The 12,817-nt window shown below is 59.9% G+C and carries 9 protein-coding genes; 2 read left to right on the top strand and 7 right to left on the bottom strand.

Annotated elements, in window-relative coordinates; all coding sequences use genetic code 11:
* Positions 1–18: 18 nt before the first annotated feature.
* Positions 19–1,425 carry an NAD(P)/FAD-dependent oxidoreductase gene (locus tag ACLD1Y_RS03820; RefSeq protein ID WP_429475608.1) on the bottom strand — a complete coding sequence of 469 codons (1,407 nt, stop codon included), beginning with the start codon at positions 1,423–1,425 and terminating at the stop codon, positions 19–21.
* A gap of 47 nt (positions 1,426–1,472) precedes the next feature.
* Positions 1,473–2,264 (bottom strand): helix-turn-helix domain-containing protein, encoded by a 792-nt coding sequence (locus ACLD1Y_RS03815; RefSeq protein WP_429475606.1) that lies wholly within the window; start codon positions 2,262–2,264, stop codon positions 1,473–1,475.
* 259 nt (positions 2,265–2,523) lie between these two features.
* On the opposite strand from ACLD1Y_RS03815, the gene ACLD1Y_RS03810 reads away from it, so the two are divergent.
* On the top strand, positions 2,524–2,796 hold the full coding sequence (locus ACLD1Y_RS03810) for a DUF1652 domain-containing protein (protein ID WP_429475604.1): 273 nt from the start codon (positions 2,524–2,526) through the stop codon (positions 2,794–2,796).
* A 138-nt stretch (positions 2,797–2,934) separates the two neighbouring features.
* Here ACLD1Y_RS03810 and ACLD1Y_RS03805 read toward each other — a convergent pair whose 3' ends face one another.
* Positions 2,935–5,382 carry a UvrD-helicase domain-containing protein gene (locus ACLD1Y_RS03805; protein WP_429475602.1) on the bottom strand — a complete coding sequence of 816 codons (2,448 nt, stop codon included), beginning with the start codon at positions 5,380–5,382 and terminating at the stop codon, positions 2,935–2,937.
* A 219-nt stretch (positions 5,383–5,601) separates the two neighbouring features.
* On the opposite strand from ACLD1Y_RS03805, the gene ACLD1Y_RS03800 reads away from it, so the two are divergent.
* Entirely contained in the window at positions 5,602–6,297 is a 696-nt protein-coding gene (locus ACLD1Y_RS03800; protein WP_429475600.1) for a pirin family protein, read from the top strand.
* A gap of 61 nt (positions 6,298–6,358) precedes the next feature.
* Here the strand turns inward: ACLD1Y_RS03800 and pgm are convergent, their stop codons facing one another.
* The 4 genes from pgm to ACLD1Y_RS03780 form a co-directional block, all read right to left on the bottom strand.
* On the bottom strand, positions 6,359–8,002 hold the full coding sequence (gene pgm / locus ACLD1Y_RS03795; RefSeq protein WP_429475599.1) for a phosphoglucomutase (alpha-D-glucose-1,6-bisphosphate-dependent): 1,644 nt from the start codon (positions 8,000–8,002) through the stop codon (positions 6,359–6,361).
* A gap of 105 nt (positions 8,003–8,107) precedes the next feature.
* Positions 8,108–9,514 carry a PLP-dependent aminotransferase family protein gene (locus ACLD1Y_RS03790; protein WP_429475598.1) on the bottom strand — a complete coding sequence of 469 codons (1,407 nt, stop codon included), beginning with the start codon at positions 9,512–9,514 and terminating at the stop codon, positions 8,108–8,110.
* Entirely contained in the window at positions 9,511–10,935 is a 1,425-nt protein-coding gene (locus ACLD1Y_RS03785) for a hypothetical protein (protein WP_429475596.1), read from the bottom strand. Before ACLD1Y_RS03785 ends, ACLD1Y_RS03790 begins: the two co-directional genes overlap by 4 nt.
* Before the next feature lie 697 nt (positions 10,936–11,632).
* Positions 11,633–12,655 (bottom strand): zinc-dependent alcohol dehydrogenase family protein, encoded by a 1,023-nt coding sequence (locus ACLD1Y_RS03780; RefSeq protein ID WP_429475594.1) that lies wholly within the window; start codon positions 12,653–12,655, stop codon positions 11,633–11,635.
* Positions 12,656–12,817: the final 162 nt, after the last annotated feature.

The following is a 12,817-nucleotide window of genomic DNA, read 5'->3' as shown; positions in this document are numbered from 1 at the left end:
CCGTGTGAGTGAAACGACTTAGTGCATGAAACCTTCCATGAACCCGGCCACGCCGGTCGCCAGCTTGCGGCGCCAAGGGGCGGTGTTGGGGTTGGCCAACACCTGGTCTTCATGGACAAAACTGCGAATGATCGCGTTGTAGCCCAGCCAGCGGCACGGCTCGGGCTCCCAAGATTTGAGTGCGTCCAGGCCGCGCTCGCGAATCACCCAGGGTTGCCGGGTCAGTGGCGTATCGCGCTTGAGGATCAGGTCAGCCAGCGTGCGCCCGCCCAGGTTGGTGGCACCGACGCCCTCCCCGCCATAACCACCGGACAGCGCGATACCCGTGGTGTGGTCGCACAGCATGTGTGGACGGAAATTGCGTGCCATACCGAGGTTGCCGCCCCAGGAATGGGTAATCTTTGTGTGCTTGAGCTGTGGGAAAAGCTCGCCGAACAGGTAGCGACGCAGCGCGACTTCGCTGTCGGTCAAATCAAAGTTGTGCCGCAGCTTGCCGGCGAACTGGTAACCGCCACGGGCACCAAACACCAGGCGATTGTCCGCCGTGCGCTGGCCGTAGGTGACTTGCCGGCTGCTTTCGCCAAACGCCTGGCCATGGCTCAGGCCGATTTCATCCCAGGTACTGGCGGGCAATGGCTCGGTGGCGACGATCAGGCTTTGCACCGGCAATTGGTAGCGGCCCAAGGGCGGCAAGGTGTTGGCATACCCCTCGACGGCCGGCACCACCCACGCGGCGCGCACACTGGCGTTGGCGGTGCGCACGCTGCCGGACTGCCAATGGGTGGCCGGGGTGTTTTCGTAGATCGTGACGCCCATGCTTTCCACCACCCGTGCCAGGCCGCGCACCAGTTTGGCAGGGTTAAGGGTGGCGACATGGGGGGCAAAAATGCCGCCGTAAGGCTTGGCAATGCGCACGTGTTCGGCCAACTGCTCGGGGCTGAGCCAGCGGTAGTCAGCTTCGGTGAGGCCCTGGCTGTAGAGCTTGTCCAGGTAGCGGCGCAGGCTGCCTTCCTGTTCCGGGTAGCGCGCGGCACAGTACAGCGCGCCGCCCTTGCGGTAGTCGCAGTCGATGCCTTCACGGGCCAGCACGTGGGCGACTTCATCGGGAATGCCGTGCAACAGGTCGTACGAGGCACGCCGTTGCTCGGGGTCAAGGCCTGCCAGCAGGCGGTCTTCCCCCAGTAGGTTGCCCATCAGCCAACCACCGTTACGGCCCGACGCGCCGAAACCGGCGGTTTGCGCCTCGATGATGGCAATGTTCAGTTCAGGGGCTTGGCGCTTGAGGTAGTACGCGGTCCACAGCCCGGTGTAGCCAGCGCCGATAATGACCACGTTGACATCCAGGTCGTGCTCCAGGGACGGCCTTGCCACCAGCGGGTCGTCCAACTGGTCCATCCATAAACTGATGTTGCGCCATGCTGGCATGCCCGGTTCCCCTACCTCGTTTCGATAGGAGATCCTAGGGCGTGCTGTTATGGAGTGTCTTGCGCGCGTGCACGCAAAGAAATTTGTTTGACGTAGGCCTTGGGCGATTGCCCCGTGTGCTGGCGAAACGCGCTGTAGAACGCTGAAAGCGAATTGAAGCCGGCGGCAAAGGCCAGGTCGTCGACCTTGATCGGCGGCGCGGCCTTATCCAGGGCAGCCAGCAAATGCTGGAGCCGGGCCTGGTTGACGTAGCGATAAAAGCTTTGCCCCAACACTTGGTTGAGCAGGTAGGAAATCTGATTGCGGCTGTAGCCACATTCCTTGGAAACCCGTTGCAGGTCCAGGTCCGGGTCCAGGTAGGGCTGCTTGCGTTCGAAGTACTGTTGCAAGTCATTGGCCATATGCCCCAATTGCTGGGGTGACAGGCCCAGGCGGCTGACGGTGGGGCGCAGTGCCTGGGTCGGCTGTTCATGCACCAGGGACGCGTATTCATTGACCCGCCAGATCAGCCCGTCACGAACCGTAATGGCTTCACTGGTACGAAACGACACCAGGCCCTGGCCGCCGCGCAACGTGATGCGGTACTGGATAAACGCCGTGTCGCCATCGGCACGGATCCGGTCAGTGTGTTCAATAGCCTCGTCCGCCTCGCGGGGCATGCTGGCTTGCAGGTATTCACGCAACTCGGCGAAACCGACTACACGGTTCTGGAAGAAATCGTGGTACTGGATGTCCGGGTGGTAGTAGGACATCACCCCTTCCAGGTCCCGATGGCGCCAACACAGGTGGTGACGCAGCACCAGCTCGCTCGTGGCTTGGGTGTGTTGGCTGTCTGGCATGAACGGCTCTGCGGCGGTGAAACGCTGGAGATTGCCGAATTTCTGCGCTGGCGACAATGGCCAAATGGCACTTCTGGATAATGGCCCTTTGCCCCACCACTTAGTAGGACATGACCTACATCAAAATAACGCAACACAACCGCCGAACGGAGCGAAAAAACTGTCCTTGAGGCTGTCAACGAGTGCTATTTTCTAGCTTCTCTGACGCCACGACCAGTGACGGTCATGGCCCCCTGCCGCGAGCTAAAGGAAGCGCTCAATGAACAAGGTGGGCAACATGAACAAAGTGACGTTCCCGAACGCATGCCAGCTGATGCGCTGGCATTTCCATCCAATGGGTTTCGAGGGCAGCATGGACGCTCCCGGCAGTATGGTGGCCCGCCTGTTTGACCGCGTCAGCGGAGAAACCCTGATCGCAATCGCCGGAATACCCTGCGCCACCGTGATGAATGCTGCGGATGTGGAGCGGATTATCGAGGCGGTGGAGGATGAGCTGGAGGCGTTTGTGCCGCCGGTGTCGTTGCGGGCCTGAAACCCGGCTCATCTGACAATCCACGGTCAATGTGGGAGCGGGCTTGCTCGCGAATGCGGACTATCAGTTGATACTTCTTTAACTGACCCACCGTATTCGCGAGCAAGCCCGCTACCACAGGGGTCATGCTGTGGCCGACTAATCGCGGTGATCATCAAAAAACGCCTTTTTGCCATCCACCCGCTCTGACGCCCTGGGCATATTCACCGCCTGGCCTTCCGGTTTCTCCACATACCAATAGCAATGGCTCACGGCCCGGGTAATGCCCACATAGGCCAGGCGCAATACCTCGTCCTTTTGCGCATTGTCATACGGCTCACTGTCACCGTCCTTGCCCAGGCCCGCCATGCGGTACACCTGGTTTTTGTAAGGCGAGCGGGTGACATGCTGGCAATCTCCCAGCAGAAACACTGCGTCCGCTTGCAGCCCTTTGGCGCTGTGATAGGTCAGCTGTTTTAATCTGCGGGACTCGGCCGGCAAGCTAGAATCCACATTAACTACAGAATGAATGTGCTCTTGAATCAGTAACTTATCGCTACTTTTTCGATAAAGCATTAACACCGTTTCGCCCTTCTGGTAATGCTCCAGCAACCGCCGCCCCAGCGCCGCATCATCGCGCTCCAGCACCTGCACTGGCACCAGCGCCTTGGGCGCACCACTGGCCTTGGCCTTCTTGCCGGGAATCGCCGGCGCAGCACGTACAATGTGTTCAGCCGCATCGATGATGTGCTGATGACTGCGGTAATTCTCGCCCAGCATGACCCGAGTGGTGGTCGGCGACGGGAATTCCTTGTTGAACTCCATGAAATATTTGGGCGAACTGCCCCGCCAGCCGTAGATTGACTGCCAGTCATCCCCCACACACAGCAAGGATGAGTGCTGCGCGCCACGGCCGACATGCATGGCCGGGCCACGGCTGCGGATCTCGCGCAGGCTGGCACGCAGCCATGAGACGATCTGCGGCGACACGTCCTGGAATTCGTCGATCATCAGGTGCGACAGCGGCCGCAATAATGGATCGCTAAGCAGCTTGAGGTTTTCCGGGGTGTTTTCGCCAAACAGCGAGAACATACGGTTGTAAGTCATGATCGGCGGCGACTGGTCCAGCAGGTGATCCTCCAGGGCCTTCCAGAAAATACTCAGCGCCTCGAAGAAGAAACGGTCGGGATCATCCTTGGCGAAGCTCATCTGCCCCACGGCGCTGGGTACGTCCAGGCCAAGGTTCTCGATAAACCCGGCAGCCATCACAAAACTGTCCAGCAACGGCGCAGAGGCCAGCTCGCCCTTGACCTTGTAATCAAAGCCAGGCCCGGCAGTCGCGTCACCCGCCAAGCTGCTTAACAGACGCTTTGATGACTCATAGCTGTCGAGCCAAATCAATGGCTTACGACAGAAAGCTTGAAACAAGGTGCGCTTAACCGCCCACTCTGCACGCACTGACAACTTGGCGTTGGGCCGGCTCACCTGGGCGTTTTCCCGTGAATCGAACCCTAGCACCACCCACGCATCCAGCTCGGCGATATAGCCATGGCAATGGAACTGCGCACCATTGATCTCCAGGGTCTGGCGATTAGGCTCAATGCCCTTGATCGGCCAGGCGCCCGCACGAAACCACAGGTCTTCGATCACATCGCACAGTTCTTCATCACGTTTGGCAGCCAGTTCGGTGACCGCCACGCGCTTCTGCACATCCGGATGATCGCGCTCCAGCTCCTTGAGCTGCAAACCGTGGCGCGCCAACGGTGCAATCAGTTCGCGAAACCGTGCATGCTGACCCTGCAGGCGGTGATAACACGCGTTCATCTGCTGGCGCTGCGCTTCATTGATACGCAGGTCGAAAGGGTTGCTGTCGGCATCCTCGAAGCCCGAGTTGAGGTTCTCGAAAGCCTGCAGGCGCTCAAACCCCGGCAAGCTGCGCACCATCGGCAGGATGCGCGAGTGAAAGGTGCGCACCAGCGCCTGGGCCTCCTTGAAGCCAAGCGGTTGACCCCACAGGCTGAGGATTTCCATGAGCTTGTTGATGAAGTCCTTACGCGACTCGCGGGTGAAGGTCACCACGGTCATTGAGCTCAATTCAAAGCCCAGGTAATGGGTGAGCAACAGAATGCGCAGTACCAATGACGTGGACTTGCCGGCGCCAGCGCCAGCGATCACCGAGGTCGACGGCGTGTCACTGAAAATCATCTTCCATTGCGCCGCGCTGGGCTGGGCATGGGCTGGCAGCAAACGCGCCACATCGGCCTTGATGCGCTTTTTCAGCTCAGGCGTCAGCGGCAGGCGCCAGTCATCGAACAGGCTGTCATCGACACCCGGTGCGCGGTGCTCCTCGGGGCGAAAGTCACGGATCAACAGGACCTGGCGCCCTTCTTCAATGCCATCGGCCTTGCCCTCGCGGTAGCCGTACTCGACACCAGCCTCGTGGCCGCTACGAAACCCGTCGGCCTGCCCATGCAGCCAGGAAAACCGGTGCTGGGCGCGCAGTCGGGTCAGGCCGTGGCCAAACAGGCGTGCGGCCAGGCGTTTAAAGAGGGGCATTTCTGCCAGGGGACGCAGCTCGGGAGGCAGATCAGGCTGTTGTTGCGGCACGCGGACTCCTGCGATGGGTTTGGCTTTGACGAGTGCGCCATGGTCGCCGGAATCGGCGCTCAGTGCCAGCCAATTGCTTTGTGGTCATACAGTTAGGCGATGAAGTGAAAGTTGAACCCGCGGAGACCAATCAATCCTATCGATAGGAATCAGGCATTTTTTACGCTTTTTATCGATCATCTGCTGCTGGATCATGGGCGCTATCAACAGGAGACGATCATGCTTGAACTTCGACCTTTCAACTCCCTGGGCGGCGCCCATCATGGCTGGCTTGACGCTCACCACCACTTTTCATTTGCCGAATACCATGACCCCAAGCGCATGCATTGGGGCAACCTGCGGGTGTGGAACGACGACATCATCGCACCGGGCACGGGTTTCCCCCAGCACCCGCATCGCGACATGGAGATCATCACCTATGTGCGTGAGGGCGCTATCAGCCATGCCGACAACTTGGGCAATAAAGGCCGCACCGAGGCCGGCGATGTCCAAGTGATGAGCGCCGGCACCGGGATCGCCCACAGCGAGTACAACCTGGAGGCCACGCCGACCAAGATCTTCCAGATATGGATCATCCCGAATGAAGGCGGCTTGCCGCCATCGTGGGGCGCCAAGCCCTTTCCGAAGGATGGCCGTGAAGGCTTTGTGACCCTGGCCAGCGGCAAGGCTGGTGACAGTGAAAGCCTGCGCATCCGCGCCGATGCACGGCTGGTGGCAGCCACGCTTAAAGCGGGGGAACGCGCGGAGTATCGACTGGACAGCGGGCGGCGGGCGTACCTCGTGCCGGCCACTGGCGTCATTGAGATCAATGGCTTACGGGCACACGCTCGGGATGGTGTGGCGGTAGAGGATGAGCAGGTATTGAGCGTGACGGCGATTGAGGATAGCGAGATCGTGCTCGTCGACCTGGCGTGATTCTCGGCCTCACTCAATAAATGTGGGAGCAAGCCCGCTCCCACATTTTGGTGTTGTGGTGCTACTGAGAGATCGCGCCGCCTACCAGCACCTGGGCCTCTTCCACCAACTGCTTGAGGTGATCCTCACCGATAAAGCTCTCGGCGTAGATCTTGTAGATGTCCTCGGTACCCGATGGCCGTGCGGCGAACCAACCGTTTTCGGTCATCACCTTCAAACCGCCAATCGCCTGGTTATTGCCCGGTGCGTGGCTGAGGATCTGCTGGATGCTTTCCCCGGCCAACTGGGTGGACGTCACCTGCTCTGGTGAGAGCTTGCCCAGCAGTGCTTTCTGCGCCGGGGTAGCCTTGGCGTCCACACGAATCGCGAACGGCTCGCCCAGAGCGTCGGTCAGGCCACGGTAGATCTGGCTGGGGTCCTGGCCTTTACGCGAGGTCATTTCTGCGGCCAACAACGCCGGGATCAGGCCGTCCTTGTCGGTACTCCACACGGTGCCGTCCTTGCGCAGGAACGAAGCACCGGCGCTTTCTTCACCACCAAAGCCCAACGAACCTTCAAACAGGCCATCGGCAAACCACTTGAAACCGACCGGCACTTCATACAGGCGACGGCCGATACGCGCAGCCACACGGTCGATCAGGCCGCTGCTGACCACAGTCTTGCCCACGGCCGCATCGCTGCGCCAATCAGGACGGTTCTGGAACAGGTAGTCGATGGACACCGCCAGGTAGTTATTCGGCGCCAGCAGGCCGCCCGATGGGGTGACGATGCCATGGCGGTCGTGGTCCGGGTCGCAAGCAAAGGCCACGTCGAAGCGTTCCTTGAGGCCGATCAAGCCTTGCATGGCATAGCTGGAGGATGGGTCCATGCGGATCTGGCCGTCCCAGTCGACGCTCATAAAGCGGAAGGTCGCGTCGACCTCGGTGTTCACCACATCCAGATTCAGGCGGTAATGCTCGGCAATCGCCGACCAGTAGCGCACCCCTGCTCCGCCCAGCGGGTCCACACCCAGGCGCAGATCCGCACTGCGGATGGCGTACATGTCGATCACATTGATCAGGTCGGCCACATAGCTGTTGAGGTAGTCATGGCGATGGGTGGTGTCGGCCTTGAGCGCCTGGGCGTGAGTGATGCGCTTCACTCCGGCCAGTTTGTTGGCTAACAGTTCATTGGCCTTGGCTTCGATCCACTTGGTGACGTGGGTGTCGGCCGGGCCACCATTGGGTGGGTTGTACTTATAGCCGCCGCTTTGTGGCGGGTTATGGGACGGCGTGATGACAATGCCGTCAGCCAAGCCGGTGGTGCGGCCACGGTTGTAGCAAATGATGGCGTGGGAAATTGCCGGGGTCGGCGTGTATTCATCACCCTCGGCGAGCATGACGTGTACGCCGTTGGCGGCGAGTACTTCCAGGGCGCTGGCGCCGGCAGGCGTCGACAGCGCATGGGTGTCCAAGCCGACAAACAGTGGGCCGTTGATGCCTTGGGCTTCGCGATACAAGCAAATGGCCTGGCTGATCGCCAATACATGCCATTCGTTGAAGCTCAGCTCGAACGAGCTGCCACGGTGCCCGGAGGTCCCAAAAGCCACGCGCTGGGTGGAGATTGCTGCATCAGGCTGGCCGGTGTAGTAGGCCGTGACCAGTCGCGGGATATCCACCAGCAACTGGGCTGGCGCCGGCTTGCCCGCAAAAGGACTGATTGTCATGCATAAACCTCGGAAAGAAGGATTTGGAAAAAAGGGGCAGTTTACTGAGAGTTCGACTACTGCGCGACGTTATAAATCCTACGATATAAACAGAAATTTCACAGGTCAGGAGATCTGTGCCTGATGCAGGGCCTCGCTCAGCGCCACCAGGGCATCGTCCAGGTTCGGTTGCCCATGAAAGGTGTGACTCACCCGCAGGTGTTGATGATGCAAGCCGCCAAGGCTGAACAGCTCTCCCGGCGCCACCACGACCTGGCGGGTCAACAGCCGCTGAAACACCTGGCGCATGTCCACGGCCTGGTTGGCGCCCAACCAGAACGTGGCCCCGGCGGCAGGCATCCGGTAGGTGACCTGGTCCGCAAGGTGCTGTTCCAGACGTTGATCCATTTGCTCCGATTGTTCGCGCAACTGTTGGCGTAGTGCGCGCAGGTGTTGGTCAATGCGCCCGCTTTGGTACAGACGTGCAATGGCGCGCTGGCGGATCGAGGACAAACGAAATGAGCGCAGCAGGAACTGGCGCTGCAACTCGCTGCTCATACACCGGGACAGCAGATAGCCATAGGGCGCCTCCGACCCGAGTATTTTCTCGAAGGAAGAAAACACCACCAGCCGCTCAGGGTTCACCCGTTCGCGCAATGTGGCTTGCCCAAGCTTGGGACCCAGCTCGCCACAGGTGTCGTTTTCCAGTAGCCAGCACCCATAGTGGTCCAACAATTTCGCCACATCCAGACAGTGTTGTGCCGTCAGGGCCACGCCAGATGGCAGACTGACCGAGGACGATAACAACACCAGTTGCACCGGCTCGGTGCGCAAAAGTTGGTCAAGGGTCGTCAAGTCAAAGCGGCCATCGGGCATCCATGGCAACTCGACAACACGCACCCCAGCGTCCTGCAACAAGCGCAAAATCAGCCAATCACAGGGTGACTCAACCACCACCGTTGCCCCCCGCAGGCCCAGCACTTCGATGAGGATGTCCAGCACGCCACGCAAGTCGGCGCCGATATACACGTCGTCGGCGTGCCAGCAGCGCGTGGGCGACGAGGTATAACGCGCCGCCAACGCCGCGCGCAGCTCCCAGACGCCACACGCCTGGGACCAGGGTTGCAGATGATGCGGGTACTGGCGCACCAGTTCCCGCTCCAGTCGCAACAGCGTGCCATCCAGCGAAGCCATCAACGCCGGCTCGTCACCGCTGAGCACGACCATGCCGGGCCGGCGGGCGGCAGCGTAGAGCCGGTCGAGCAAGTCGCCGCCGGCCCCCGTCAGCGGGTTCGTTGACAGGGGCCACGCGTAGTACCCCGACTTTGCCACCGAATAGACCCTGCCCTCCTTCTCCAGCAGCGAATAGGCGTACTGGATCGTCGAGATTGACACATTCAAGCGCCCCGCCAACTGGCGCAGAGACGGCAGCTTCACGCGGGCATCGGTGCTCACTTCGTTGATCAGGCTGATCATGTAACGGTACACCGCCTGATACGCGAAGTCGGCCTGCCGCTCGCCACGCGGCGTCATCGCCCGGACATATGTAAGGCCTGCCCGTCGCGACGTGCCCCATAACCGGCGCTGCGCGGCCGGTTGCCTCCAGGCACCAACGGCCATTTACGGTACAGATGCTGCAACAGGGGCATCGGCAAGCCGCTGGTGTCCACCACCCATTGCTGCAACATGTCGGCACAAGGGTTGCCCTGCAGTGCCTTATGCAACTCCGGCAGTGCCACCAACATGCCTGGGTGGCATTGACGCAAGTACCCTTCCAGCCTCTCGCCATGCTGGATAAACGGCGAGAACAGCATGCAGATCAGCTGCGTCTCATCCAAGCCAAAGAACTGTTGGGCGTACGCGCTCGACAGCATTCGTCCTTCGTGCGTGGCCGCCTGGGTAAGCAATTCTTCGGGCATTTGCCGTCTGCGCAGGTAATGGTCCGCTTGTTGAATGAAGCCTTCCACACCCGCTTCGTAATCCAGGTCCCGCAGGCATTCGGCCTGCAACCCACGCAGGTGCGCCATCAACAGCGGGTGGGCGTAAGCCGGCTGGCTGAACTGAAAGCCCAGCGGGTCCGGGGCATGCGCCATGAATTCCGTCAGCAAGGGTGTGGATGACAGGTCGGTATTCTCCAGCAGGTCGGCGATGCCGATGTAGGCCAGGTGGCGATAGCCAGGCTTGCTCGGTGCGACATCGGGGGCATAGTGCTCGCCGTACACATCGCGGTAGTAGTCTTCGCTCCACTCGCCCATGCGAGCGAACAAGCCGTTGAGCGAAAGCGGGCGACCTTTCGCGACAGGGAAGCTGGCGCCCTGAGCGGCGTTCTTGAGCCAGGCCAGAAGCTGGCGCTGCCTGCGCGGAGAATCGCCGCTGACCAGCGCATGCACCCCGCCGTGCCAGGAGGTTACCCGTTGATAGAAGTCGCCAAGCCCCAGGTAGGTGTCGTTACACAATGTTGCGCGGCAGTCACCGGAGGTCAGGTGGCCCACCATCAACATATTCCGTTGGCTGGCTTCGCGCCCGCCGGCAGAGGCTGGGCGTTGGTGGTTGAAGGGGTGGATTTCCTGATTCTCCACCATCAGCAATTCCACCCGAGGATCATCATGGAAAAACAACCGGCTGTAACCACGATTTAGGGTGTCCAGGGTGCCCTGGGTCATTCCCGCATGACGCAGTGTCGCGACCCGTAATTGAAAGGTCCGCGGCGCCCGACTGGCGATGGTCAATTGCGCCGCACGTAGCAGGGCCAAGGTATAACTGCTGGCTTCGCCGCCCCCATGGGCTACCAGTACCTTGTAATCCCCGACCTGCTCCATGCCGCCTGCCGACACGATGATTCGTTGAACCAGCAACTGCAGCGTCGTGCGCTCTTCGCGTGAGAGATGCCCGATCAAACGTTGCAGAACTTGCTGGTAAACATAATTCATAGCTTGTTCGTGAATTGCGCTCATAGTTCTACTACCCGAGTTGAAATATCAGTTTCAAGCAACTGCGTGACAGTATTTGCTCGACCTATTGCATGTGTAGGAGATGTGCTCGCCGTACCGTACGCCGATAACTAGACACTAGCACTTCGAAACAAAGGCATATCGATGTACGCCAAGGTTTCGCGCGACATGCAAAGCGCAAGATATCCAGCATTTTCGGGGCTTTCAGGCCGTCCGAGAAAGCCTTAGGACCCTTCCGACAATCTCCTACACATCCTTAACCAACCAATTAAAGAAGCGTCCCACGCAATGAATCCAACCAACTTTCCCACTTATTGGATTGAGACTTTCCACGGGGCCTTCCATTTCCTTTTGAGGGCGCGAGTGCCGTGGCGTTAGTTGTTTTAACTGCCGGTTCGGGCATCAGGGGTTCATTCATTGCTCAGTCCTTGAGATGAAAGTGACTGCACAATTATCGGGGCTGGAATATTGATTAACAGATACAGAACTGAGCCGAAAACCAGTCCAGATCAGCCGCGTGGAGCAGGAGAATGGCGCGCACACAACGACGCCGCGCTGGAATTCAGGGCGGCGTCAGGGGAAAAGCTTGAAATCAGGGGCTAGAGCGCCGAATCAGCGCAGCGGAGGTCGGGCGGGATGTGCCCTGTCAAATGGCGCATTTGCCCCATGCGCCAGTATCGTTTGCGAAACTTCCTACGAACTAAACAGCTTCGACCTGCAACGCTACGCGCTCGCGGCACGGACATTCGTCCATGTAACGGTGCGCTTCCACAAACTGATTGAATGGAAACACCGTGGTTTTCAGCGGGACCAGCACGCGGTCGGCGGTCAGTTGGTTGATGTCTCGCAAGGCCCGCTGCAAGGCGACCTGGTCCTGGACAATCCCCAACTCCGGTTTACCCGTGAAGTTGCCGATGCAATGCACAAAGAACTGGATGTTCTTCTGGAACGCGGCGCACGCCGGGAACGGCGTCTGGTTGCCACCCTGCAGCCCGTACAGCACCAGGCTGCCACGAGGCGCCAACACATCACCCAGCAACGACATCTGCGGGCCACCCAGGCCGTCGAACACCACGTCGACACCCCGGTTGTCCGTGAACTTGTTGATTTGCATCAGCAGGTCCTGCTCTTCGGTGACAATCACCTTTTCCGCCCCCAGGGACAGCAGGTACTCACGCTCGTCGCTGTCTTTGGTCGCAGCAATCACTCGCACACCCAACGCCTTGCCCAATTGCACAAAGGAGGGGCCTGCACAGTGGCTGGCGTCAGTCACCAACGCAAATTGCCCGGGTTTGACCCGTGCCAAGTCCACGTACGCGAAGTAGGCGATCAACAGCGGCGTGTAGTGCACGCTGGCTTCAATCGGGCTTAGCACGTCTGGGTAGCGGGTAAGGGCTGAACGAGGCAGCACAATCTGCTCGCCATACACCGGGTAATCATTGGGGCTCTCGGCCGGAAAGCTGGCCACTTTATCGCCCACCGCCAAATCATCCACGCCATCGCCAACGGCGACTACAACCCCGGCCATCTCATGGCCAAGGCCTGAGGGCAAACGGGCGTGGGAGGACGCCAGGTTCTGGCGCCACAAAATGTCATACCAACTGATGCCAATCGCTTCGACACGCACCTGCACTTCGCCCGGTGCGGGCAACGCGGCTGCATGCTCTTCGCACTTGAGCACCTCGGCCGGACCAAACTTGTGAAAACGAATCGTGCGGGACATCGCAAACCTCGTCAAAGTAACCTCTAATGCCATGAACTCTATCTGGGCTTTGCGGGTAAGGCCACCGGTCGCCGTTAATAGTCAACATGCCTACCATTGATTCCGCATCTGAGGAATAGACCTCAAGTATTGTAGGAAAACTCAATTTTCCTGTGCAGAGTA

The organism is Pseudomonas sp. 18175 (assembly GCF_050432925.1).
Classification (GTDB): domain Bacteria; phylum Pseudomonadota; class Gammaproteobacteria; order Pseudomonadales; family Pseudomonadaceae; genus Aquipseudomonas.
Note: the sequence above shows the minus strand (reverse complement) of the source record. Positions and strands in the feature narration are given on the sequence as shown.

Coding starts and splice junctions, on each gene's coding strand:
- ACLD1Y_RS03800 (WP_429475600.1), top strand. CDS start 5,602: ATGCTTGAACTTCGACCTTTCAACTCCCTGGGCGGCGCCCATCATGGC.
- ACLD1Y_RS03815 (WP_429475606.1), bottom strand. CDS start 2,264: ATGCCAGACAGCCAACACACCCAAGCCACGAGCGAGCTGGTGCTGCGT.
- ACLD1Y_RS03785 (WP_429475596.1), bottom strand. CDS start 10,935: ATGAGCGCAATTCACGAACAAGCTATGAATTATGTTTACCAGCAAGTT.
- ACLD1Y_RS03820 (WP_429475608.1), bottom strand. CDS start 1,425: ATGCCAGCATGGCGCAACATCAGTTTATGGATGGACCAGTTGGACGAC.
- ACLD1Y_RS03810 (WP_429475604.1), top strand. CDS start 2,524: ATGAACAAGGTGGGCAACATGAACAAAGTGACGTTCCCGAACGCATGC.
- pgm (WP_429475599.1), bottom strand. CDS start 8,002: ATGACAATCAGTCCTTTTGCGGGCAAGCCGGCGCCAGCCCAGTTGCTG.
- ACLD1Y_RS03780 (WP_429475594.1), bottom strand. CDS start 12,655: ATGTCCCGCACGATTCGTTTTCACAAGTTTGGTCCGGCCGAGGTGCTC.
- ACLD1Y_RS03790 (WP_429475598.1), bottom strand. CDS start 9,514: ATGACGCCGCGTGGCGAGCGGCAGGCCGACTTCGCGTATCAGGCGGTG.